This is a genomic window from Citrobacter youngae (assembly GCF_003818115.1).
In the GTDB taxonomy this organism is placed as follows: domain Bacteria; phylum Pseudomonadota; class Gammaproteobacteria; order Enterobacterales; family Enterobacteriaceae; genus Citrobacter; species Citrobacter youngae.
In genome coordinates this window covers 58,530-81,195 of sequence record NZ_RPOI01000020.1, presented here as the reverse complement: position 1 = coordinate 81,195, position 22,666 = coordinate 58,530, and the positions used below count along the sequence as shown (strand labels likewise).

Genomic DNA, 22,666 nt, shown 5'->3' with positions numbered 1-22,666 from the left:
CCGCAATGCGGACACACTGAGGCTAAGCGCTATGCTTAACAAAGGAGTCCATCATGACAAATCTCTTACACATCACTGATGATGAACGCTGGCAGTCTGTGCTGGATCGTGACGCCAGGGCTGACGGTCAGTTTGTTTTTGCTGTTCAGACTACAGGCATTTTTTGTCGACCGTCCTGTCGGGCAAAACATGCGCTGCGCAAAAATGTCAGTTTCTTCGCGGATGCCGAGCAGGCACAGGCGGCAGGGTTTCGTCCCTGCAAACGCTGCCGGCCGGACAAAGATAGCGCGCAACAGCAGCGGCTGGACAAAATAGCCCACGCCTGTCAGTTGCTGGAGCAGGAGTCCCCCCTCACACTGGAGGCTCTTGCGCAGCATGTTGCGATGAGCCCGTTTCACCTGCATCGCCTGTTCAAAGCCACCACCGGGATGACCCCCAAAGCCTGGCAACAGTCGTGGCGTGCCCGTCGCCTGCGTGACGCGCTGGCAAAAGGCGCACCGGTCACGCAGGCGATTCTTGACGCCGGATTCCCCGACAGCAGCAGCTATTACCGCAAAGCGGATCAGGCGTTAGGCATGACCGCCAGGCAATTTCGTCAAGGCGGCGGTAATGTTTCTGTGCGCTATACCCTCACAGATTGCGCCCTCGGCCGTTGCCTGGTGGCGGAAAGTGAACGGGGTATCTGCGCGATCTTGCTGGGCGACGACGATGCTACGCTGATAGCAGAATTGCATGAACTGTTTCCGACGGCACGTGACGAGCCCGCCGATACGGAGTTTCAACAACATGTGCGTGAGGTGATCGCCGTGATTAACACGCGCAATACCGCACTGTCACTGCCGCTGGATATTCAGGGAACCGCCTTTCAGCAGCAGGTATGGCAAGCGCTGCGGGCAATCCCTTGTGGTGAGACGGTGAGTTATCAGCAACTTGCCAGCACTATCGGCAAGCCGAAGGCGGTGCGTGCCGTAGCCAGCGCCTGCGCGGCGAACAAGCTGGCGATTGTGATCCCGTGTCACCGCGTAATCCGCGGTGATGGCGCGCTTTCTGGCTATCGTTGGGGAATAACGCGCAAGGCGCAACTGTTGCAACGTGAAGCCACCCGCGAGGAAACGTAATGCTCGATCTCTTTGCAGATGAGAAACCCTGGCACGAGCCGCTGGCGTCAGGTGCGGTGATTTTGCGGCGCTTTGCATTTGAATCCGCCCCCGCTTTACTGCGGGCAATCGCGGCGACAGCCAGACAGTCGCCGTTTCGCCAGATGGTCACCCCTGGCGGTTATACGATGTCGGTAGCCATGACGAATTGCGGCCATCTGGGCTGGACAACGGATCAACATGGCTACCTCTATTCACCGGTCGATCCATTAACCGGCGTTCACTGGCCGCCATTACCCGAGGTCTTTGCTGAGCTGTGCCAACAGGCGGCAACGGCCGCAGGCTATCCTGATTTTCAACCGGATGCTTGCCTTATTAATCGCTATACGCCGGGGGCAAAACTGTCTTTACATCAGGATAAAGATGAGCCTGACCTGCGAGCGCCTATCGTCTCTGTATCGCTGGGCCTGCCGGCGATTTTTCAGTTTGGCGGCTTACGGCGCAACGATCCCTTAAAGCGAGTATTGCTGGAGCATGGTGATGTGGTGGTATGGGGGGGAAACTCGCGGCTGTTTTATCATGGCGTCCAGCCGCTTAAGACGGGGTATCATCCATTGACGGGAGATTGTCGTTATAACCTGACGTTTCGCCAGGCAGGTAAAAAAGAATAAAAATAAGAATTATTATTGCTGTCAGCGAAGAGATGTTTAAACTGCGGGCTGTTATTACTTGTCCGGGTTGTTTGCATGGAACTTTTACTTCTTGTCTGGCGGCAGTATCGCTGGCCATTTATCAGCGTCATGGCGCTCAGCCTTGTCAGTGCCGCGCTGGGGATTGGGCTGATTGCGTTTATTAATCAGCGCCTGATTGAAACGGTCGACACCACGCTGATGGTGCTACCGGAGTTTCTTGGCCTGCTGCTGTTACTGATGGTCGTCACCCTCGGTTCACAGCTGGCGCTCACCACGCTGGGGCACCACTTTGTCTACCGTCTGCGTAGCGAATTTATCAAACGAATTCTGGACACCCACGTCGAACGTATCGAGCAAATCGGTAGCGCCTCGTTACTGGCCGGTTTAACCAGCGATATCCGTAACATTACCATTGCCTTTGTCCGCCTGCCTGAGCTGGTACAGGGGATTATTTTGACCGTGGGGTCGGCGGCGTATCTGGCCATGTTGTCGACGAAAATGCTGCTGGTGACGGCAATCTGGATGGCAATCACCATCTGGGGCGGATTTGTGCTGGTGGCGCGGGTGTATAAACACATGGCTACCCTGCGTGAAACCGAAGACAAGCTGTACAACGACTACCAGACGGTGCTGGAAGGGCGCAAAGAGCTGACGCTCAACCGGGAACGTGCGGAGCATATCTTTAATCAGCTGTACGTCCCGGATGCCAAAGAGTACCGTCATCATATTATCCGTGCCGATACCTTCCACCTGAGCGCGGTCAACTGGTCGAACATTATGATGCTGGGCGCCATTGGCCTGGTGTTCTGGATGGCCAACAGTCTGGGTTGGGCGGATACCGCCGTGGCGGCGACCTATTCGCTGACGCTGCTATTCCTGCGCACGCCGCTGCTCTCTGCCGTCGGCGCGCTGCCAACGCTGCTGACTGCACAGGTGGCGTTCAACAAGCTGAATAAGTTCTCCCTGGCCCCCTTCAAGGCTGAATTCCCACGGCCAACCGCATTTCCGGACTGGCAAACGCTGGAGTTGCGCGATGTGGTTTTCCGCTATCAGGATAATGCGTTCGCCGTTGGGTCAGTGAATCTGACCATTCATCGTGGTGAACTGATCTTCCTGATTGGCGGTAACGGCAGTGGGAAATCTACGCTGGCGATGTTGCTGACCGGGCTATACCAGCCGCAGTCTGGTGAGATTTTACTGGATGGCAAGGCGGTTGCTGTCGAAAAACCGGAGGACTACCGCAAGCTGTTCTCCGCGGTGTTTACCGACGTCTGGCTGTTTGACAAATTGCTGGGACCTGAAGGCAGAGACGCTTCTCCGGCGCTGGTAGCGAAGTGGCTGGATCATCTGCAAATGGCGCACAAGCTGGAACTGAACGACGGGCGCATTCTCAACCTGAAGCTGTCGAAAGGGCAGAAAAAGCGTGTGGCGCTGTTGCTGGCCTTAGCAGAGGAGCGCGACATTATTCTGCTGGATGAATGGGCCGCCGATCAGGATCCGCATTTCCGGCGTGAATTCTACCAGGTGTTGCTGCCGCTGATGCAGGAGATGGGCAAAACCATTTTCGCCATTAGTCATGACGATCATTACTTTATTCATGCAGACCGTTTGCTGGAAATGCGTAATGGGCAATTGAGTGAACTGCTGGGCGATGAACGCGATGCGGCTTCGCGCGATGCGGTGGCGCGCACTGCATGATCCCACATGCCGCCGGTTTTTTATCCACCCGGCGGCCTCGTTTATTGTTATTTACATAATTCGGCATCATGATTGATGATATTTCATATCATGGATTTATGATTAATGTCCGCAATAAACAAAAACAGCGCCAGGCTACGTGATGAAGAGCGTGCGCGTCTAATCTGGCTGCTGACCACTGATAAAGCCATTATTTCAACACTGTTGGGCAAGCTTACCCTGGCTGAGCAATATGACGTCGGCACGTTAGCCGACGATATTGCTGAGGTAGGGGCTCTGGTGGCGCATCTGCCGCCACCCGATCTGGCCGATACCCTTGAAGCACTGCCCTCCGAAGAGCGTCACGCCCTGTGGCGACTGGTCGAAAGTGAAAAACGCGGCAACGTCCTGCTTGAAGCATCAGAAAATGTGTGGGATGACCTGATCGACGAGATGAGCGACCGCGAGCTACTGGATGCGCTGCAATATCTCGATATCGACGAACAGATTTATCTGGTACAGCATTTACCCCGTAACCTTACCGGTCGACTGCTGGCATCATTGCCTGCTGAAGAGCGTGCGCGCGTACGTCAGGTGCTGCACTACGAGAAGAATCGCGTCGGTGCGATCATGGAGTTCGAAGTCATCACCGTACGTCCGGACGTGACGCTGGAAGTGGTGCAGCGGTACTTGCGGCGGCTGGGAAAAATGCCGGAGAACACCGATAAACTCTTCGTAACCGATCGCAATAAAGTGCTGGTGGGTGAACTGACGCTAACCTGTATTCTGCTCAATGACGTGCAGCGTAAAGTCAGCGAAGTGATGGAGGATGATCCGCTCACATTTTCTCCGGAAGATATCGCCGAGAATGCTGCGCGTACGTTTGAACGTGACAACCTGGTCAGTGCTGCGGTGGTTGATCCCTCAGGCAAACTGATGGGACGCTTAACCATCGATGAGATCGTCGACGTGGTTTATGAAGAAACCGATACCGATCTGCGTCGAATGGGGGGCTTAAGTGCCGAAGAGGATGTATTCGCTCCGGTCACTAAAGCGGTAAAAACCCGTTGGGCGTGGCTGGCAATTAATCTCTGTACCGCTTTTATCGCCTCGCGGGTAATCGACGGTTTCGAGCACACCATTTCACAACTGGTGGCGCTGGCCTCGCTGATGCCGATTGTGGCAGGGATTGGCGGTAATACGGGTAATCAGACCATCACCATGATTGTCCGGGCGCTGGCGTTGCAGAATATTCAGCCCGGCAACCTGACGTTTCTGATCCTGCGTGAGATGGGGGTAGCGCTGATCAACGGCCTTGTCTGGGGCGGCATCATGGGCGGCATCACCTGGTGGCTGTACGATGACATGGCGCTCGGCGGCGTGATGACCCTGGCAATGATGCTCAATCTGCTGATGGCGGCGCTGATGGGCGTTATCATTCCGATGACGATGGTGAAGCTCGGGCGCGATCCGGCGGTCGGCTCCAGCGTCATGATTACCGCTATCACCGACACCGGCGGATTCTTTATTTTTCTGGGTCTGGCGACGCTGTTTTTGATGTAGACGCCCGTTTCCTACTGCCGATGCGCGGCAGTATCAACATCGTGATCACGCCGGCAACCACGCCAATCGCCAGGTTGCCGGTAGAGACTGTCGCGGCGACGGTAACCAACATTGCCAGCGTTTCGGTGACCGGCATGTTGGTCAGCGTCGCGGGTCGGATGCTGTGCCAGCTAAACGTTTTTACCGCCACAATCACCATAATTCCCGCCAGTACTGACATTGGTATCTTTGCCATCACCTCGCTGAGTGCGGTGACGAGCAGCAGCAAGACCAGGCTGGCGGCAAACGTGGAAACACGGCTGCGAGCTTTCCCCATCTCAACGTTGACAATCGTTTGACCGATCATCGCGCATCCGGCGATGCCGCCATAAAAACCGGCCAGGATATTGGCTACGCCCAGTCCGGTGCTTTCACGGTTTTTATTCGACGGGGTGACCGTCAGGTCGTCAACCAGCCGGGCAGTTAATAGCGATTCCATCAATCCAACAAAAGCGATGCTCAGCGCGCAGGGCCAGATAATGGCTAACGTTTGCAGGTTGAGTGGTACAAGTAACTGCGTCAAGCCCGGCAGACCGCCGCTCATTGAACCTTCGTCACCGACGGTCGGTAACAGTTGCCCGCTGGTGACAGTGAACACCGTCAGCAGCACGATAGCGATCAGCGGCGCGGGGATGGCTTTGATAAACCGCGGAACCCACAGCACAATCAGCAGCGTCAGGACGAACAGCCCCCAGATGAGCGGGCTTTTCCCCCAGAAATGCGGGACCTGGGCAAAGAAAATCAAAATACCCAGCGCGTTGACAAATCCTGTCATCACGGCCGTAGGGATGAACCGCATCAAACGCGCCATTCCTGACACACCAAACAGGATCTGAATAATCCCGGCCAGCACTACCGCAGGCAGGATGTACTGCACGCCGTGTTGATGCGCCATCGGGCCAATGACTAATGCAACCGATCCTGCAGCGGCGGTAACCATTGCCGGACGCCCACCTAAAAAGGACATCGCCAGGCATAGTACGACCGAGGCTATCAGGCTGACTTTCGGATCGACGCCAGCAATAACGGAAAAAGAGATCACTTCCGGGATCAGCGCCAGGGCGGTTACCACACCGGCCAGCGTTTCACGAACCAGCAGGCGGGGGTGGCGTAACACGGTGTGGGTGGTGTGTTCTGCCACCGCGGCAGGGGAAGAGTGTGTTGCAGACATAGTTACTCTCAGGTCAGAAAAGGCCTGATGACAGCAGACCGACAGGCATCCGTGCGGTGAATAGCAAAGCGCAGCATAGTACCCGTCTGACGGGGAGGTTTCCAGAAATGATTGTCAATAACCATATAAAGAATCAACGTATTAATAACATTTTTAAAATTTAAATATAATTTATAAACAATATTTAATTATTTTTACTTAAGTGTTACCGTTGTTACCGCTCGATTTTCACCTGCATAAAAAGCAAAAAGCGATACTAAAAGTAAGGCATTAACATTATGAAAAAAGTGACTGCCATGCTCTTCACCATGGCTGTAGGGCTGAATGTTGTCTCGATGGCAGCAAAAGCGAAAGCGGCGGAAGAGCAGGAAACGGATGTACTGTTGATTGGCGGCGGCATCATGAGCGCCACACTGGGAACCTATTTACAGGAGCTGGAGCCGCAATGGTCAATGACCATGGTAGAGCGACTGGATGGCGTTGCTCAGGAAAGTTCAAACGGCTGGAACAACGCCGGAACAGGCCACTCCGCACTGATGGAACTGAACTACACGCCTAAAAAGGCTGACGGTAGCATCAGTATTGAAAAGGCAGTCGAAATTAACGAAGCCTTCCAGATTTCCCGCCAGTTCTGGGCGTATCAGGTCAACAACGGCGTGATGCATGAACCCCGCTCGTTTATCACCACTGTTCCCCATATGAGCTTTGTCTGGGGCGACGAGAACGTGAATTTCCTGCGTGCCCGTTACACGGCACTCCAGCAAAGCACCCTGTTCCGCGGTATGCGCTACTCTGAAGATCACGCGCAGATTAAAGAATGGGCGCCTTTGGTTATGGAAGGTCGCGATCCGAAACAGAAAGTTGCGGCAACGCGTACCGAGATCGGTACTGACGTGAACTACGGTGAAATTACGCGCCAGCTGATTGCATCGTTGCAGAAAAAACCTAATTTTGCGCTGCAACTGAGCACCGAAGTTCGCGGCTTTAAGCGTAACGCGGATAATAGCTGGACCGTCACGGTTGCTGATCTGAAAAACAATGAAGCGGAACACGCTATTAAGGCGAAGTTTGTCTTTATCGGTGCCGGTGGCGCTGCCCTGAAGCTGTTGCAGGAAACCGACATTCCGGAAGCGAAAGGCTATGCCGGATTCCCGGTTGGCGGGCAGTTCCTGGTGGCGGAAAACCCTGATGTGGTCAATCGTCATCTGGCGAAAGTGTATGGTCAGGCCTCCGTTGGTGCGCCGCCGATGTCCGTACCGCACATTGACACGCGTATTCTGGATGGTAAACGCGTAGTGCTGTTTGGGCCGTTCGCAACCTTCTCCACTAAGTTCCTGAAAAACGGTTCATTGTGGGATCTGCTCAGTTCTACCACCACGTCGAACTTTATGCCGATGGTTAACGTAGGTCTGGATAACTTCGATCTGGTCAAATATCTGGTAAGCCAGGTGATGCTCAGCGACGACGATCGTTTTGCCGCGCTGCAAGAGTACTATCCACAGGCGAAAAAAGAAGACTGGCGTTTATGGCAGGCAGGCCAGCGTGTGCAGATTATCAAAAGTGATGCGGAGAAGGGCGGCGTTCTGCGTCTGGGGACTGAAGTGGTCAGCGATAAAGAAGGCACCATTGCTGCGCTGCTGGGTGCATCACCGGGGGCATCAACCGCGGCACCGATCATGCTGCATCTGATGGAAAAAGTGTTTAAAGATAAAGTTGCCAGCCCGGAATGGCAGGCGAAGCTGAAAACGATTATTCCGTCTTATGGCACGAAGCTGAACGGCAACGTTGAGGCTACGGAGCAAGAGCTGCAATACACCAGCGAAGTACTGGGTCTGAAGTACGATAAACCGCAGGTTGCTGATGAAGCGCCGAAACCACAGCTAAAACCTCAGGCGCAACCGCAGCCTGAGCAGAAAGCCGTGGCGGATATCGCGCTGTAAAAAAAGGCCGGATGGCGCTGCGCTTATCCGGCCTACTTCTACTTCATGCGTCTGTATGCCGGATAAGGCGGTACGCCGCCATCCGGCACATTCTCACTTATCGCACGACGGCGTCCTGAATTTTATCTTCTGCTTTCCAGATGCGGTATTTCACCTCCACGTTTTCCGGGGTGTAAACCACAATCGGTAATTTGCTGTTGTAACGCAGCATACCGTCTTCACCCAGATACGCGGTGATGAATTTCTTCTCTTTCTTGCCGTCCGGGCAGGCCATCATGGTTGAAACCGGAGACGTAACTTTGTCGAATACATAGTAGTCATAACCCCAACCTTCCAGCGTTTTGCTGTCCAGTTCTCCGCCAAGGCGATGTTTGTTGCAATCAACTTCCAGCGTTTGTCCGATCAGCAGTTCTACTTTCAGAGTAGATTCATCTTTCTCAGGAGTAAGCTGAATAACCTGACGCTTCATTCCCTTGTCCGCTTTAGGATAAGGGGCGACTTTTTCCAGCGGCTGAGCGCTGGCATCGGTGGTTGTCGCCCACACAGAGGTGCTGGCGAAGGCGGCAAGGAGTACGGCAGGGACAATTGTCTTCATCTTATTGTTCACAGTGTTTCCTTTCTTCTGTCTTATGAACGTATCAAGGGCAGGTTAGCATATTCATATCGTCTATTAATCTAAATTTACTTATATTTTAAGTGCATTAATTAAAGGTTTATAAGTTGTGTAGCGATAAATACCAGGAGTTATCTTAATTGTGAGATTATTCTCTGTTTTATGTTTTCGTTATATAATTGATTATATAACTCATTGAAATGTGAGCAAAAGCGCACTTTTTCCCGCCAACTCAACACTCTTTTGATCCGGCAACAGCATTTACCCCAATTGGGGTATGCACCTCAAACACATCCTGAAATATCTTACGGCTAAAAATAACTACTCATAAATAGTGCGTTTTTTATTGTCGTTCAACCCGCCGAGGGAGAGCGTCATTATGGAAGGACAATGTCATGGTTGATTTATCCCGTCGAGGCATGTTGACAGGCAGTTGGCGTAAAGCCAGCAATGGGATTCGTCCGCCGTGGAGCATGGAAGACTCACATTTTCTGGCTCATTGCCTCCGTTGTGACGCCTGCATCCAGGCGTGTGAAACCGACATCCTGCAGCGAGGCCAGGGTGGTTACCCGAGCGTAAATTTCAAACACGGCGAATGCAGCTTTTGTTACGCCTGCGCAGAGGCCTGTCCCGAATCACTTTTTCTTCCGCGCCACACCAGGGCATGGGATCTGAATTTTTCGATCGGTGACAACTGTCTCGCGCATCAGTCCGTTGAATGCCATCGCTGTCAGGATAGCTGTGAACCCATGGCCATAACCTTTCGTCCCACGCTGTCCGGTATTTATCAGCCACAGCTCGACAATCAGGCATGTAACGGATGCGGCGCGTGTGTCGCTATCTGTCCGGTATCAGCCATTAATGCGGAGTACAACCATGGACACTAACTGGCAGGTCTGCAGCCTGGTCGTTCAGGCCAAAAGTCAGCACATCAGCGATATCGCCACGCAGTTACGTTCGTTTCCGGGTTGCGAAGTTGCTCTCAGCGATGTGGAAAGCGGTCAACTGATTGTGGTGGTGGAAGCAGAGCACAGTGAAACGCTAATGAAAACAATTGAGTCAGTGCGCAACGTTGCGGGCGTGCTGGCGGTGTCGCTGGTTTATCACCAGCAGGATGAGCAAGGTGAGGAAACACCATGAAACTCAGTCGTCGTAGCTTTATGAAAGCTAACGCCGTTGCGGCCGCTGCGGCGGCTGCCGGGTTAAGCGTGCCGGGCGTAGCCCGTGCGGTAGTCGGTCAGCAAGAAGCGATCAAATGGGATAAAGCCCCGTGCCGTTTTTGCGGTACCGGTTGTGGCGTATTGGTAGGCACTCAACAAGGGCGTGTTGTGGCATGTCAGGGTGACCCGGATGCGCCGGTTAACCGTGGGCTCAACTGCATCAAAGGTTACTTCCTGCCGAAAATCATGTACGGAAAAGACCGTTTAACGCAGCCGATGCTGCGCATGAAAGACGGCAAATATCACAAAGAAGGCGAATTCACCCCGATTAGCTGGGACCAGGCCTTTGATGTGATGGAAGAGAAATTTAAAACCTCTCTGAAAGAGAAAGGGCCAGACGCTATTGGTATGTTTGGCTCCGGTCAGTGGACCATCTGGGAAGGCTACGCTGCCGCAAAACTGTTCAAAGCCGGTTTCCGTTCGAACAACATCGATCCGAACGCGCGTCACTGCATGGCGTCAGCCGTTGTGGGCTTTATGCGTACCTTTGGTATGGATGAGCCGATGGGCTGTTATGACGATATCGAGCATGCGGATGCTTTCGTCCTGTGGGGCGCAAATATGGCGGAAATGCACCCGATCCTGTGGTCGCGCATCACCAACCGTCGTCTGTCCGATCCTAACGTCAACGTCGCCGTTCTCTCTACCTTCCAGCATCGTAGCTTTGAGCTGGCGGATAACGGCATCGTCTTTACGCCGCAAAGCGACCTGGTGATCCTCAACTACATCGCAAACTATATCATTCAAAACAATGCGATAAACCAGGACTTCTTTAGCAAGCACGTTAACCTGCGTAAAGGGGCAACGGATATCGGCTACGGTCTGCGTCCAACCCATCCGCTGGAAAAAGCGGCGAAAAACCCGGGTTCCGATGCCTCGGAACCGATCAGTTTTGAAGAGTACAAAGCGTTTGTTGCGGAGTATACGCTGGATAAAACTGCAGAAATGACCGGCGTGCCAAAAGATCAGCTGGAACAGCTGGCGCAGTTGTATGCCGATCCTAAGAAGAAAGTCATCTCCTACTGGACGATGGGCTTTAACCAGCATACCCGTGGCGTATGGGCTAACAACCTTGTCTATAACCTGCACCTGCTGACCGGTAAAATTTCTCAGCCAGGCTGCGGCCCATTCTCGCTGACGGGTCAGCCTTCCGCTTGTGGTACCGCGCGTGAAGTCGGGACCTTCTCTCACCGTCTGCCTGCGGATATGGTGGTGACGAACGAGAAACACCGCGATATCTGTGAAAAACACTGGAATATTCCGGCGGGTACCATTCCGGCGAAAATCGGTCTGCATGCTGTGGCGCAGGACCGCGCACTGAAAGATGGCAAGCTCAATGTCTACTGGGTGATGTGTAACAACAACATGCAGGCTGGGCCGAACATCAACGAAGAGCGTATGCCTGGCTGGCGCGATCCGCGCAACTTTATCATCGTTTCCGATCCGTACCCGACGGTCAGTGCTCTGGCTGCCGACCTGATCCTGCCAACAGCGATGTGGGTAGAGAAAGAAGGGGCTTACGGTAACGCCGAGCGCCGTACTCAGTTCTGGCGCCAGCAGATTAAAGCACCGGGTGAAGCGAAATCTGACCTGTGGCAGATGGTGCAGTTTGCCCGCCGATTCAAAACGGAAGACGTCTGGCCGGAGGAACTGCTGGCGAAGAAACCCGAGCTGCGCGGTAAGACGTTGTATGACGTGCTGTTCGCCACGCCAGCAGTAACGAAATTCCCGGTGACTGAACTGGCTGAAGATCAACTGAATGATGAATCTCGCGAACTCGGTTTCTATCTGCAAAAAGGGTTGTTCGAAGAGTACGCCTGGTTTGGTCGCGGTCACGGGCATGACCTTGCGCCATTTGACGATTACCACAAAGCCCGCGGTTTACGCTGGCCGGTCGTCGAAGGCAAAGAGACCCAGTGGCGCTACAGCGAAGGCAACGACCCTTACGTGAAAGCAGGTGAAAGCTACAAGTTCTACGGTAAACCGGACGGTAAAGCGGTGATCTTCGCGCTGCCGTTTGAGCCTGCTGCTGAAGCGCCGGATAAAGAATATGACCTGTGGCTATCCACCGGACGTGTTCTGGAACACTGGCATACCGGCAGTATGACGCGTCGTGTGCCTGAACTGCACCGCGCTTTCCCGGAAGCCGTGCTGTTTATCCACCCACTGGATGCAAAAGCACGCGATCTGCGTCGTGGCGATAAGGTCAAAGTGGTTTCCCGTCGTGGCGAAGTGATTTCGATTGTTGAAACACGCGGTCGTAACCGTCCGCCGCAGGGGCTGGTGTACATGCCGTTCTTCGACGCCGCACAGCTGGTAAACAACCTGACGCTGGATGCGACGGATCCGCTCTCCAAAGAGACGGATTTCAAGAAGTGCGCCGTGAAACTGGCGAAGGTGTAACGCGTTATGTCCCGGTCAGCAAAACCCCAAAATGGCCGCCGCCGCTTTCTGCGCGATATGGTTCGCGCAGCGGGCGGGCTGGCCGTCGTTGGCGTGGCGCTGGGGTTGCAACAACAAACCGCACGCGCAACCGGCGTGCGGCTGCGCCCGCCTGGGGCTCTGAGTGAAGACGCATTTGCCAGCGCCTGTGTGCGCTGTGGCCAGTGCGTCCAGGCCTGCCCGTATGACACGCTGAAACTGGCAACGCTGGCCTCCGGGCTGGCGGCCGGAACACCCTATTTTGTCGCTCGCGACATCCCCTGCGAAATGTGTGAGGACATCCCGTGCGCCAAAGTCTGCCCCAGCGGCGCGTTGGACAGGGAAATTGCATCCATTGACGATTCGCGTATGGGACTGGCGGTTCTGCTGGATCACGAAAACTGCCTCAACTATCAGGGGCTACGCTGCGACGTTTGCTATCGCGAGTGCCCGAAAATCGATGAGGCTATCACCCTGGAGCTGGACCGCAACATGCGTACTGGTAAGCATGCGCGGTTTATTCCGACCGTGCACAGCGATGCCTGTACTGGCTGTGGGAAATGCGAAAAAGTCTGCGTACTGGAGCAGCCGGCAATAAAAGTGCTGCCGCTGTCGCTGGCGAAAGGGGAGTTAGGACACCATTACCGCTTCGGTTGGCTGGAGGGGAACAATGGCAAATCGTAAACGTGATGCGGGGCGTGAAGCACAAGCGAAAAAAGGGTGGTGGAAGAGCCATCGCTGGCTGGTGTTGCGTCGCCTGAGCCAGTTCCTGGTTCTGGCGATGTTCCTCAGCGGTCCGTGGCTTGGCGTGTGGATCCTGCATGGTAATTACAGTAGCAGCCTGTTGCTGGATACCATTCCGTTAACCGACCCACTCATTACCCTGCAAAGCCTGGCCAGCGGGCACCTGCCAGCAACAGTCGCGTTAACAGGGGCCGCCATTATTACGGTTCTGTATGCCCTTGCAGGTAAGCGACTGTTTTGCAGTTGGGTCTGCCCGATGAATCCGGTGACTGATTTGGCGAGCTGGCTGCGCAGAAGGTTTGACCTGAATCAGTCTGCGACCCTGCCGCGCCATATACGGTACGTCCTGCTGGTGGTTATCCTGGTCGGTTCTGCCCTGACAGGAACGCTGCTGTGGGAGTGGATAAACCCGGTTTCTTTGCTGGGACGTAGCCTGGTCATGGGCTTTGGCAGCGGTGCGCTGCTTATTCTCGCGCTGTTTTTATTTGATTTACTGGTCGTTGAGCATGGCTGGTGCGGACATCTCTGCCCCCTGGGTGCGCTGTATGGCGCATTGGGCAGTAAAGGTGCAATAACCGTATCAGCAAAAGAACGTAAGAGATGTAACCGCTGTATGGATTGTTTTCATGTTTGCCCGGAACCGCATGTGCTACGTGCGCCGGTGCTGGATGAGCAAAGCCCGGTGCAGGTGACCAGTCGCGATTGCATGGCCTGCGGTCGCTGTGTGGATGTCTGTTCTGAGGATGTTTTTACAATAACGATACACAAAATCATTTGAGATGCATCGCGGCGGCAAGCGAGAAATTCCCCAGGAGCATAGTAACTATGTGACTGGGATTTCGGAGCGCAGCCAACAAAGAGGCAGCTTAAAGGATGAAGTGTAAATGCGATGGAGTTCGGGAGCGAAACAATGAAAAGCCATGACCTGATTAAAGCGCTGAGTCAATGGACAGCCGCGCTGGCCCTGGTAGTCAGTGGGGCCGTTTGGGCTGCAAACGGAGTGGATCTGAGCCAGTCACCGGAGGTCTCAGGGACACAGGAAGGGGCGATTCGCATGCCGAAAGAGCAGGAGCGTATGCCGCTGAATTATGTGAATCAGCCACCGATGGTTCCGCACAGTGTTGACGGTTACCAGGTGACGACCAATACCAACCGTTGCCTGCAGTGTCACGGTGTTGAAAGCTACCGCACCACCGGTGCACCGCGCATCAGCCCGACGCACTTTATGGACAGCAACGGCAAGGTATTGGCTGAAGTCGCCCCGCGTCGTTACTTCTGTCTGCAGTGTCATGTCCCGCAGGCTGACGCCGCGCCGATTGTTGAAAATACCTTCACCCCCTCGAAAGGTTACGGGAAATAAGAGGTCATTATGGAAAATTCTAACCGTAAACCAGGCTGGATTAAGCGCGTCTGGCAATGGTGGCGTCGCCCCAGCCGTCTGGCGCTCGGCACGCTGTTGTTAATCGGCTTTGTGGGCGGCATTATTTTCTGGGGCGGCTTTAATACCGGTATGGAAAAGGCCAATACTGAAGAGTTCTGCATTAGCTGTCACGAAATGCGCAACACGGTATACCAGGAATACATGGAAACCGTACACTACAACAACCGCAGCGGTGTGCGCGCGACTTGCCCTGATTGCCACGTCCCTCATGAGTGGGGGCCGAAAATGATCCGCAAAATCAAGGCCAGCAAGGAGCTGTACGCGAAAGCTCTGGGGTTAATAGATACACCGCAAAAATTTGAAGACCACCGTTTATCGATGGCGCAAAATGAATGGCGGCGTATGAAAGACAATAATTCGCAAGAGTGTCGGAACTGTCACAACTTCGAGTTTATGGATTTAACCGCCCAGAAAGGCGTAGCGGCTAAAATGCATGATCAGGCCGTGAAAGAAGGGCAAACCTGTATTGACTGCCATAAAGGGATAGCGCACAAACTGCCTGATATGCGCGAAGTCAAACCGGGCTTTTAACAGGATGTAAATAATCAGGATGCTTGAGGCCAGAGAACTGCTCTGCGAGCGAGATGACAGAATACTGTTTAGCGATCTGTCATTTCGCGTCAATGCAGGGGAATGGGTACAAATTACCGGGAGCAATGGCGCAGGGAAAACCACCCTGCTGCGGTTGCTTACCGGGCTGGCTCGTCCTGACGCCGGAGAGGTTTGCTGGCAAGGGAAATCGCTGCACCAGGTGCGGGACAGCTACCATCAGGAACTACTGTGGATCGGACATCAGCCGGGGATAAAAACCCGGCTTTCGGCGTTGGAGAATCTGCGATTTTTCCATCACGATGGCGACTGTCTGGCGGCACTGGCGCAGGCAGGGCTTGCCGGATATGAAGATATTCCTGTTAATCAACTCTCCGCCGGACAACAGCGGCGCGTGGCACTGGCTCGCCTCTGGCTGACCCGCGCCAGGCTGTGGATCCTCGATGAACCCTTTACCGCTATTGATGTGCACGGCGTTAAGCGACTGACTCAGCGCATGGCACAGCATACAGAGCAGGGTGGTATTGTGATCCTTACAACGCACCAGCCTCTGGGTGTTGAGACCGATAAAGTTCGACGTATTGCGCTGACCAGCGAGAGGGCCGCGCAATGATGTGGCAAATCTTCCGTTTAGAACTGCGGGTTGCGTTCCGTCATAGTGCAGAGATCGCCAATCCGTTATGGTTTTTCCTGATCGTTATCACGTTGTTCCCTCTGAGCATTGGGCCGGAGCCACAGCTGCTGGCGCGCATCGCACCGGGCATTATCTGGGTTGCCGCATTGCTGGCCTCATTACTGGCGCTGGAACGTTTATTCCGGGATGACTTACAGGATGGCAGCCTCGAACAATTGATGCTGCTGCCATTGCCGCTACCGGCCGTGGTGCTGGCGAAGGTGATGGCGCACTGGGTTGTAACCGGTTTGCCGCTGCTGATCCTCTCGCCGCTGGTGGCATTGCTGCTGGGAATGGATATGTACGGTTGGCAAATTATGGCGCTGACGTTGCTGCTTGGAACGCCGACGCTGGGTTTTCTCGGCGCACCGGGCGTGGGATTGACGGTGGGGTTAAAACGCGGTGGCGTGCTGTTGAGCGTGCTGGTACTCCCGCTAACCATTCCATTGTTGATTTTTGCGACCGCTGCGATGGACGCCGCCTCGATGCACTTACCCGTTGAAGGGTACATGGCGATTCTTGGCGCGTTGCTGGTAGGAAGCGCCACGTTAAGTCCCTTTGCGACGGCGGCGGCGTTACGTATCAGCGTGCAATAGCGCAGATATGACTTGTGCCGGACAAGGCGAAGCCGCCCTCCGGTAAAACGGAAATTTACTAATTTATTGAGTCTGGTGACTGAACTATGTGGAAAACACTTCATCAACTGGCGATGCCCCCACGTCTCTATCAGGTCTGTGGCTGGTTTATTCCATGGCTGGCGATTGCCAGCGCAGTGGTACTGGTAACAGGATGGGTTTGGGGATTTGGCTTCGCGCCAGCGGATTATCAGCAGGGGCAGAGCTATCGCATTATCTATCTGCACGTCCCGGCGGCAATCTGGTCGATGGGCATTTACGCATCAATGGCGGTTGCCGCATTTATCGGCCTGGTCTGGCAGATGAAAATGGCCAATCTGGCGCTGGCGGCGATGGCGCCAGTTGGCGCAGTGTTTACCTTTATTGCACTGGTGACAGGTTCCGCATGGGGCAAACCGATGTGGGGGACCTGGTGGGTCTGGGATGCCCGACTCACCTCTGAACTGGTGCTGCTGTTTCTCTACGTTGGCGCCATTGCGCTGTGGCATGCCTTTGACGACCGCCGTCTGGCAGGTCGTGCCGCCGGTATTCTGGTGCTGATTGGTGTCGTGAACTTACCGATTATTCACTACTCGGTTGAGTGGTGGAACACGCTGCATCAGGGTCGACCCGCATGCAGCAAAGTATTGATCCGGCGATGCGTACGCCACTGCGCCTGGCGATCGTCGGCTATCTGCTCCTGTTTGTCACGCTGGCGCTGATGCGCATGCGTAATCTGATTTTATTGATGGAAAAACGCCGCCCGTGGGTGAGTGAACTGATCTTAAAAAGAGGCCGCCAATGACCCCTGCATTTGCATCATGGAGTGATTTTTTCGCGATGGGCGGTTACGCCTTATATGTCTGGCTGGCCGTGGCCATGAGTGTAATTCCGTTGCTGGTGCTGGTGCTGCATTCTGCACTACAGCATCGCGCAATCTTACGCGGTGTGGCGCAGCAGCGGGCGAGAGAAGCGCGTATGCGTGCAGCGCAAGTGCAACGGGAGGCGGCGTGAATATTCGACGTAAAAATCGGCTATGGATAGCCTGTGCGGTGCTGGCGGGCCTGGCTTTGACCATCACGCTGGTGCTCTATGCGCTGCGTTCCAATATCGATCTGTTCTATACGCCGGGAGAAATACTCTACGGCAAGCGCGAAACTCAGCAGATGCCGGAAGTCGGTCAACGCCTGCGCGTTGGCGGTATGGTTATGCCGGGCAGTGTGAAGCGCGACCCGCAGTCGCTGAAAGTTAACTTCAGCATCTATGACGCCGAAGGCGTGGTGGATGTGACCTATGAAGGTATCCTGCCGGATCTGTTCCGTGAAGGGCAGGGCGTCGTTGTTCAGGGAGAACTGGATCAGGGAAATCATGTGCAGGCCAAAGAGGTCCTTGCCAAGCATGATGAAAATTACACCCCGCCGGAAGTCGAAAAAGCGATGCAGGAAAACCATCGTCGTCCGGAAAGTGTTTATAAGGATAAAACGTCATGATGCCTGAAATTGGCAACGCGCTGTTGTGCCTTGCGCTTGGCGTTGCACTGTTGCTGTCGGTTTATCCGCTGTGGGGGGTTGCGCGTGGCGATGTCCGGATGATGGCCTCTGCGCGACCCTTTGCCTGGGTGTTGTTTATCTGTGTGATGGGGGCGTTTCTGGTGCTGGTAAACGCCTTCGTGGTTAATGACTTTACCGTGACCTATGTCGCCAGCAACTCCAATACGCAACTTCCGGTCTGGTATCGCGTCGCCGCGACATGGGGCGCGCATGAAGGCTCATTGTTGCTGTGGGTGTTGCTGATGAGCGGCTGGACGTTCGCTGTGGCGCTGTTCAGCCAGCGGATGCCGCTGGATATCGTCGCCCGCGTACTGGCGGTGATGGGCATGGTCAGCGTTGGCTTCCTGCTGTTTATCCTGTTTACTTCCAATCCGTTTGCCCGCACGTTGCCAGATTTTCCTATTGAAGGCCGCGACCTGAATCCGCTGTTGCAGGATCCTGGGCTTATTTTCCACCCACCATTGCTGTACATGGGCTATGTCGGTTTCTCCGTGGCGTTTGCCTTTGCGATTGCCGCACTGATGAGCGGGCGTCTGGATAGCACCTTTGCCCGTTTTTCGCGTCCGTGGACGCTGGCGGCGTGGGTGTTCCTGACGTTGGGTATTGTGCTCGGTTCCGCCTGGGCCTATTACGAGCTGGGCTGGGGCGGCTGGTGGTTCTGGGATCCAGTTGAAAACGCCTCGTTTATGCCATGGCTGGTGGGAACGGCGCTGATGCACTCGTTGTCGGTCACCGAACAGCGTGCCAGCTTTAAAGCCTGGACGCTGCTGCTGTCAATCTGCGCATTCTCGCTTTGCCTGTTAGGGACGTTCCTGGTGCGCTCTGGCGTGCTGGTGTCGGTGCATGCCTTCGCCTCCGATCCGTCACGCGGGATGTTTATTCTGGCCTTCATGGTGCTGGTTATCGGCGGTTCCCTGCTGCTGTTTGCTGTGCGCGGTCACAAGGTCCGCTCACGGGTTAATAACGCGCTGTGGTCGCGTGAATCGCTGTTGCTGGGTAATAACGTGCTGCTGATTGCTGCCATGCTGGTGGTGCTCCTGGGCACGCTGTTGCCATTGGTGCACAAACAGCTTGGACTGGGCAGTATTTCGATTGGCGAGCCGTTCTTCAACACCATGTTTACCTGGCTGATGGCGCCGTTTGCGCTGTTGCTGGGAATAGGGCCATTAGTGCGTTGGGGCCGTGACAGACCGCGCAAGCTGAAAACGCTACTGATTGTCGCGTTTGTCACCACGCTGGTACTGTCGCTGCTGCTGCCGTGGCTGTTTGAGGATCGCATCGCCGCTATGACGGTGGTGGGTCTGGCGATGGCATGCTGGATATTCGTGCTGGCGATGTCCGAGGCGTTCCTGCGTATTTCGCGCGGCACGAAGCTGACGCTGAGCTACTGGGGCATGGTTTCAGGTCACATAGGACTGGCTGTTACCATCGTCGGTATTGCCTTTAGCCAGAATTACAGTGTTGAACGCGATGTGCGCATGAAGGCAGGTGATAGCGTCAGTATCCATAACTATCAGTTCACGTTCCGCGAAGTGAAAGATATTACCGGACCTAACTACCGGGGCGGTGTCGCCATTATTGGCGTTACCCGAGATGGTAAACCAGAAGCCACGCTGCATGCGGAAAAACGCTTCTATAACAGCACCAGTTCGATGATGACCGAAGCGGCAATTGACGGCGGATTCACACGCGATCTGTACGCTGCGCTGGGTGAAGAACTGGATAACGGCGCATGGGCTGTGCGTCTGTACTACAAACCGTTTATTCGCTGGATTTGGGCCGGAGGATTGCTGATGGCGCTGGGTGGATTGTTCTGCCTGTTTGATCCACGCTATCGCCAGCGCACGCGTCCTCGCGCCGCGGTGCAAAAAAATGCGTCGGAGGCTGTATGAAGCGCAACGCACTGTTAATTCCGTTTATTATTTTTCTGATCATTGCGGCGGCGCTGCTGTGGCAGCTGGCGCGTAACGCTCAGGGGGATGATCCCACTAATCTGGAGTCGGCGCTGATCGGCAAACCCGTTCCGACATTCCGCCTGGAGTCGCTGGAAAATCCGGGTCAGCATTATCAGGCCGATGTGCTGACCCAGGGCAAACCGGTACTGCTGAACGTCTGGGCGACCTGGTGTCCGACCTGTCGCGCCGAACATCAGTACCTGAATCAGCTGTCTGCGCAGGGCGTACGGGTAGTGGGTCTGAACTATAAAGACGATCGTCAGAAAGCCATTGTCTGGCTGAAAGAGCTGGGCAATCCATATGCGCTGAGCCTGTTTGACGGCGACGGGATGCTTGGTCTGGATCTTGGCGTGTACGGCGCGCCGGAAACATTCCTGATCGACGGTAAAGGCATTATTCGCTATCGCCATGCCGGCGACTTAAACGCCAGGGTGTGGGAGAGTGAGATCAAACCATTGTGGGATAAATACAGTAAGGAGGCTACGCAATGAGGTTCTTTCTGGGCCTGCTGATGCTGGTTATCTCGGGATCGGCGCTGGCCACTATTGACGTGATGCAGTTCAAAGATGAGGCGCAGGAACAGCAGTTCCGTCAGCTCACTGAACAGTTACGCTGCCCAAAGTGCCAGAACAACAGCATTGCTGACTCTAACTCAATGATTGCCACCGATCTGCGTCAGAAGGTTTACGAACTGATGCAGGAAGGGAAAAGCCAGAAAGAAATTGTCGATTACATGGTGGCGCGCTACGGCAACTTCGTGACTTACGATCCGCCGTTGACGCCGCTGACCGTGCTGCTGTGGGTGATGCCGGTGGTCGCGATTGGTCTGGGTGGCTGGATTATTTTCGCCCGTACTCGCCGACGTGTCCGGGTGAAACAGGAAGCGTTTCCTGATGACGTTATCCCGGATGGCAAGCGCGGTGGGTTCGGGTTGTTTGTGCCCGGCATCGTGGTGGCGCTGGGGGTTGGCGCAGTGAGCTATTATGAAACCGGCAACTATAAGCAGGTTCAGGTCTGGCAGCAGGCGACTGCACAGGCCCCGGCGCTGCTGGAGCGGGCGTTAGATCCAAAGGCTGAACCGCTGAATGAAGAGGATATGGCGCGCCTGGCGCTGGGATTACGCACCCGGCTGCAAACCGATGCCGGAAACGTTGAAGGCTGGATTATGCTTGGTCGCATAGGCATGGTTCTCGGTAATGCCAGTACGGCGACTGAAGCGTATGCCAATGCGTACCGACTGGATCCGAAAAACAGCGATGCTGCGCTGGGCTATGCGGAAGCGCTGACCCGTTCTTCCGATCCTGACGATAACCGTCGGGGAGGGGAGCTGCTACGCCAGTTGGTACGCGGCGAACATGCCAACGTGCGGGTTCTCAGCATGTATGCGTTTAACGCTTTTGAACAGCAGCGCTTTGGCGAGGCGGTTGCGGCGTGGGAAATGATGCTGAAATTATTACCGGCCAATGATACCCGTCGGGCGGTGATAGAACGCAGTATTAAGCAGGCGATGGAGCAGCTAACGCCGCAGGAGAAGTAAGAGTGGAAGATGCCGGATGGCGACGCAAGCGTCTTATCCGGCCTACTGATGCACGTGACTTGTAGGCCCGATAAGCGTAGCGCCATCGGGCAATATCTGATTACTGCATGCCGCGTGTTTGTAAAAATAGAATGGTGGCAGCTACACGAGAACGCACGTTGAGTTTGCGCAGCAGATTGCGAATATGCACCTTCACCGTCTGTTCAGAAATATTCAGCACTGATGCAATCTGTTTGTTCGACAGCCCCTGAGCAAGTTCATGTAACACATCCAGTTCGCGTTCGGTGAGAATGCTGAATGGGTCTTCCTGGGCGCCAAACAGGTCGCGCTCGCGCAAATATTCGCTGACGCGGGTACTAAAGGCTTTACCACCTTTGGCACCACTGCGAATAGCCTCCAGCAGAACTTCAGGATCGCTGTCTTTGAGCAAATAACCATCCGCGCCGGCATCAATTAAGGCATACACATCGCTGGCGGCATCCGAAACGGTAAGAATAATAATTTGCGCGGTGACGCCGTCCCGACGCAGCGCATTCAGGGTATCCAGTCCGCTCATGCCTTTCATATTGAGATCCAGCAGGATCACATCAAGATCCAGACGGTTTGCCAGATCGATAGCGCTTGCGCCATCGCCGGCTTCGGCAACTACGTCAAATGCGCTATCCAGCTGCAGTAATTGACTGATTCCTCGCCGCATGAGTGGGTGGTCGTCAACAATCATCACCTTAAAAGGTGTTAATTCAGGCATCTTCTTCTCCTGAGCACTCTTAATTTCGTTATATTCCGGGGCATGGGATAATCCTGATTTATCACGTAGATGATAAGGCAACGTGACCTTACTTTTTACAGGTGCAAATAGTATATCCTGACTCAAAAAGCTCTCATTGGAATTTTTACAAAGAATACTCTTTATGATTTGAATCAAGGTGCTGGCGGTTTGCGAGACGAAAGTATTCTCGATTTGCTGTTTGACAACATTAATTAAATATCAACATTAATAAGTGGCAATAATAAGCAATGTTGATATTAAGGGTGCGAGCAGTTGGAAGAAAACTTCGCAGACGTCACCCATGCGGCACGACGTGCGCGACATACTCATCCCCGCGATCTTCCTGCAAATGGGCGACTAGCTATGGGATTGGGCCAATAGAGTAATTTAACTTAAGAATA

General features: G+C 54.4%; 22 protein-coding genes and 1 pseudogene. 20 read left to right on the top strand and 3 right to left on the bottom strand.

Translation table 11 applies throughout. From position 1 onward, the window contains the following. The first annotated feature begins 53 nt into the window (after positions 1-53). From ada to mgtE, 4 genes are all read left to right on the top strand, one after another. Complete coding sequence (gene ada / locus EHN13_RS17185; protein ID WP_048211116.1) at positions 54-1,118, top strand: bifunctional DNA-binding transcriptional regulator/O6-methylguanine-DNA methyltransferase Ada; 1,065 nt, start codon at positions 54-56, stop codon at positions 1,116-1,118. Further along, positions 1,118-1,768, top strand: a complete 651-nt coding sequence (gene alkB, locus EHN13_RS17180) for a DNA oxidative demethylase AlkB (RefSeq protein WP_124021790.1) — start codon at positions 1,118-1,120, stop codon at positions 1,766-1,768. Before ada ends, alkB begins: the two co-directional genes overlap by 1 nt. A gap of 75 nt (positions 1,769-1,843) precedes the next feature. Continuing rightward, entirely contained in the window at positions 1,844-3,487 is a 1,644-nt protein-coding gene (locus EHN13_RS17175) for a multidrug ABC transporter permease/ATP-binding protein (protein WP_124021789.1), read from the top strand. A gap of 105 nt (positions 3,488-3,592) precedes the next feature. Further along, on the top strand, positions 3,593-5,029 hold the full coding sequence (gene mgtE / locus EHN13_RS17170) for a magnesium transporter (protein ID WP_048211119.1): 1,437 nt from the start codon (positions 3,593-3,595) through the stop codon (positions 5,027-5,029). On the opposite strand, the gene EHN13_RS17165 is transcribed toward mgtE, so the two are convergent. After that, the gene (locus EHN13_RS17165) at positions 4,992-6,239 is read right to left on the bottom strand and encodes a SulP family inorganic anion transporter (protein ID WP_124021788.1); all 1,248 of its coding nucleotides are present in this window, start codon (positions 6,237-6,239) and stop codon (positions 4,992-4,994) included. The genes mgtE and EHN13_RS17165 overlap by 38 nt on opposite strands. 278 nt (positions 6,240-6,517) lie before the next feature. Between EHN13_RS17165 and mqo the strand changes: the two genes are divergently transcribed. Then, positions 6,518-8,179 (top strand): malate dehydrogenase (quinone), encoded by a 1,662-nt coding sequence (mqo, locus tag EHN13_RS17160; RefSeq protein WP_101741544.1) that lies wholly within the window; start codon positions 6,518-6,520, stop codon positions 8,177-8,179. A gap of 97 nt (positions 8,180-8,276) precedes the next feature. On the opposite strand, the gene eco is transcribed toward mqo, so the two are convergent. Then, positions 8,277-8,774: a serine protease inhibitor ecotin gene (eco, locus tag EHN13_RS17155; protein WP_048212557.1), complete on the bottom strand. Its 498-nt coding sequence runs from the start codon at positions 8,772-8,774 to the stop codon at positions 8,277-8,279. 413 nt (positions 8,775-9,187) lie between these two features. Here eco and napF point away from each other — a divergent pair, with 413 nt between their 5' ends. The 15 genes and pseudogenes from napF (at position 9,188) to EHN13_RS17080 (ending at position 21,496) form a co-directional block, all read left to right on the top strand. Next, on the top strand, positions 9,188-9,679 hold the full coding sequence (napF, locus tag EHN13_RS17150; protein ID WP_048211122.1) for a ferredoxin-type protein NapF: 492 nt from the start codon (positions 9,188-9,190) through the stop codon (positions 9,677-9,679). Then, entirely contained in the window at positions 9,669-9,932 is a 264-nt protein-coding gene (napD, locus tag EHN13_RS17145; RefSeq protein WP_048211123.1) for a chaperone NapD, read from the top strand. Before napF ends, napD begins: the two co-directional genes overlap by 11 nt. Then, positions 9,929-12,415, top strand: a complete 2,487-nt coding sequence (napA, locus tag EHN13_RS17140; protein WP_124021787.1) for a nitrate reductase catalytic subunit NapA — start codon at positions 9,929-9,931, stop codon at positions 12,413-12,415. The genes napD and napA overlap by 4 nt, the downstream gene beginning before the upstream one ends. Positions 12,416-12,421: 6 nt before the next feature. Beyond that, positions 12,422-13,117 (top strand): ferredoxin-type protein NapG, encoded by a 696-nt coding sequence (gene napG, locus EHN13_RS17135; protein WP_048211125.1) that lies wholly within the window; start codon positions 12,422-12,424, stop codon positions 13,115-13,117. Then, on the top strand, positions 13,104-13,955 hold the full coding sequence (napH, locus tag EHN13_RS17130) for a quinol dehydrogenase ferredoxin subunit NapH (RefSeq protein WP_048211126.1): 852 nt from the start codon (positions 13,104-13,106) through the stop codon (positions 13,953-13,955). The genes napG and napH overlap by 14 nt, the downstream gene beginning before the upstream one ends. A 132-nt stretch (positions 13,956-14,087) precedes the next feature. Then, complete coding sequence (napB, locus tag EHN13_RS17125; RefSeq protein ID WP_048212558.1) at positions 14,088-14,537, top strand: nitrate reductase cytochrome c-type subunit; 450 nt, start codon at positions 14,088-14,090, stop codon at positions 14,535-14,537. 9 nt (positions 14,538-14,546) lie between these two features. Beyond that, the gene (napC, locus tag EHN13_RS17120) at positions 14,547-15,149 is read left to right on the top strand and encodes a cytochrome c-type protein NapC (RefSeq protein WP_005129332.1); all 603 of its coding nucleotides are present in this window, start codon (positions 14,547-14,549) and stop codon (positions 15,147-15,149) included. A gap of 13 nt (positions 15,150-15,162) precedes the next feature. Continuing rightward, complete coding sequence (gene ccmA / locus EHN13_RS17115) at positions 15,163-15,780, top strand: cytochrome c biogenesis heme-transporting ATPase CcmA (RefSeq protein ID WP_101741546.1); 618 nt, start codon at positions 15,163-15,165, stop codon at positions 15,778-15,780. Further along, a complete protein-coding gene (gene ccmB / locus EHN13_RS17110) occupies positions 15,777-16,436 on the top strand; it encodes a heme exporter protein CcmB (RefSeq protein WP_005129323.1) in 660 nt (219 codons plus the stop codon). Before ccmA ends, ccmB begins: the two co-directional genes overlap by 4 nt. An 86-nt stretch (positions 16,437-16,522) precedes the next feature. Further along, a pseudogene (locus EHN13_RS17105) lies at positions 16,523-17,259 on the top strand (heme ABC transporter permease). Then, entirely contained in the window at positions 17,256-17,468 is a 213-nt protein-coding gene (ccmD, locus tag EHN13_RS17100) for a heme exporter protein CcmD (protein ID WP_005129320.1), read from the top strand. Before EHN13_RS17105 ends, ccmD begins: the two are co-directional and overlap by 4 nt. After that, a complete protein-coding gene (ccmE, locus tag EHN13_RS17095; RefSeq protein ID WP_005129319.1) occupies positions 17,465-17,944 on the top strand; it encodes a cytochrome c maturation protein CcmE in 480 nt (159 codons plus the stop codon). Before ccmD ends, ccmE begins: the two co-directional genes overlap by 4 nt. Further along, entirely contained in the window at positions 17,941-19,896 is a 1,956-nt protein-coding gene (locus tag EHN13_RS17090) for a heme lyase CcmF/NrfE family subunit (RefSeq protein ID WP_124021786.1), read from the top strand. Before ccmE ends, EHN13_RS17090 begins: the two co-directional genes overlap by 4 nt. Continuing rightward, positions 19,893-20,450 carry a thiol:disulfide interchange protein DsbE gene (gene dsbE / locus EHN13_RS17085; protein ID WP_121584831.1) on the top strand — a complete coding sequence of 186 codons (558 nt, stop codon included), beginning with the start codon at positions 19,893-19,895 and terminating at the stop codon, positions 20,448-20,450. The genes EHN13_RS17090 and dsbE overlap by 4 nt, the downstream gene beginning before the upstream one ends. Then, positions 20,447-21,496, top strand: a complete 1,050-nt coding sequence (locus EHN13_RS17080; RefSeq protein WP_061068187.1) for a cytochrome c-type biogenesis protein CcmH — start codon at positions 20,447-20,449, stop codon at positions 21,494-21,496. Before dsbE ends, EHN13_RS17080 begins: the two co-directional genes overlap by 4 nt. A 100-nt stretch (positions 21,497-21,596) precedes the next feature. Here the strand turns inward: EHN13_RS17080 and narP are convergent, their stop codons facing one another. Next, entirely contained in the window at positions 21,597-22,244 is a 648-nt protein-coding gene (gene narP, locus EHN13_RS17075; protein ID WP_124021785.1) for a nitrate/nitrite response regulator protein NarP, read from the bottom strand. Between the last annotated feature and the right edge of the window lie 422 nt (positions 22,245-22,666).

Coding starts and splice junctions, on each gene's coding strand:
- ada (WP_048211116.1), top strand. CDS start 54: ATGACAAATCTCTTACACATCACTGATGATGAACGCTGGCAGTCTGTG.
- alkB (WP_124021790.1), top strand. CDS start 1,118: ATGCTCGATCTCTTTGCAGATGAGAAACCCTGGCACGAGCCGCTGGCG.
- EHN13_RS17175 (WP_124021789.1), top strand. CDS start 1,844: ATGGAACTTTTACTTCTTGTCTGGCGGCAGTATCGCTGGCCATTTATC.
- mgtE (WP_048211119.1), top strand. CDS start 3,593: ATGTCCGCAATAAACAAAAACAGCGCCAGGCTACGTGATGAAGAGCGT.
- EHN13_RS17165 (WP_124021788.1), bottom strand. CDS start 6,239: ATGTCTGCAACACACTCTTCCCCTGCCGCGGTGGCAGAACACACCACC.
- mqo (WP_101741544.1), top strand. CDS start 6,518: ATGAAAAAAGTGACTGCCATGCTCTTCACCATGGCTGTAGGGCTGAAT.
- eco (WP_048212557.1), bottom strand. CDS start 8,774: ATGAAGACAATTGTCCCTGCCGTACTCCTTGCCGCCTTCGCCAGCACC.
- napF (WP_048211122.1), top strand. CDS start 9,188: ATGGTTGATTTATCCCGTCGAGGCATGTTGACAGGCAGTTGGCGTAAA.
- napD (WP_048211123.1), top strand. CDS start 9,669: ATGGACACTAACTGGCAGGTCTGCAGCCTGGTCGTTCAGGCCAAAAGT.
- napA (WP_124021787.1), top strand. CDS start 9,929: ATGAAACTCAGTCGTCGTAGCTTTATGAAAGCTAACGCCGTTGCGGCC.
- napG (WP_048211125.1), top strand. CDS start 12,422: ATGTCCCGGTCAGCAAAACCCCAAAATGGCCGCCGCCGCTTTCTGCGC.
- napH (WP_048211126.1), top strand. CDS start 13,104: ATGGCAAATCGTAAACGTGATGCGGGGCGTGAAGCACAAGCGAAAAAA.
- napB (WP_048212558.1), top strand. CDS start 14,088: ATGAAAAGCCATGACCTGATTAAAGCGCTGAGTCAATGGACAGCCGCG.
- napC (WP_005129332.1), top strand. CDS start 14,547: ATGGAAAATTCTAACCGTAAACCAGGCTGGATTAAGCGCGTCTGGCAA.
- ccmB (WP_005129323.1), top strand. CDS start 15,777: ATGATGTGGCAAATCTTCCGTTTAGAACTGCGGGTTGCGTTCCGTCAT.
- ccmD (WP_005129320.1), top strand. CDS start 17,256: ATGACCCCTGCATTTGCATCATGGAGTGATTTTTTCGCGATGGGCGGT.
- EHN13_RS17090 (WP_124021786.1), top strand. CDS start 17,941: ATGATGCCTGAAATTGGCAACGCGCTGTTGTGCCTTGCGCTTGGCGTT.
- dsbE (WP_121584831.1), top strand. CDS start 19,893: ATGAAGCGCAACGCACTGTTAATTCCGTTTATTATTTTTCTGATCATT.
- EHN13_RS17080 (WP_061068187.1), top strand. CDS start 20,447: ATGAGGTTCTTTCTGGGCCTGCTGATGCTGGTTATCTCGGGATCGGCG.
- narP (WP_124021785.1), bottom strand. CDS start 22,244: ATGCCTGAATTAACACCTTTTAAGGTGATGATTGTTGACGACCACCCA.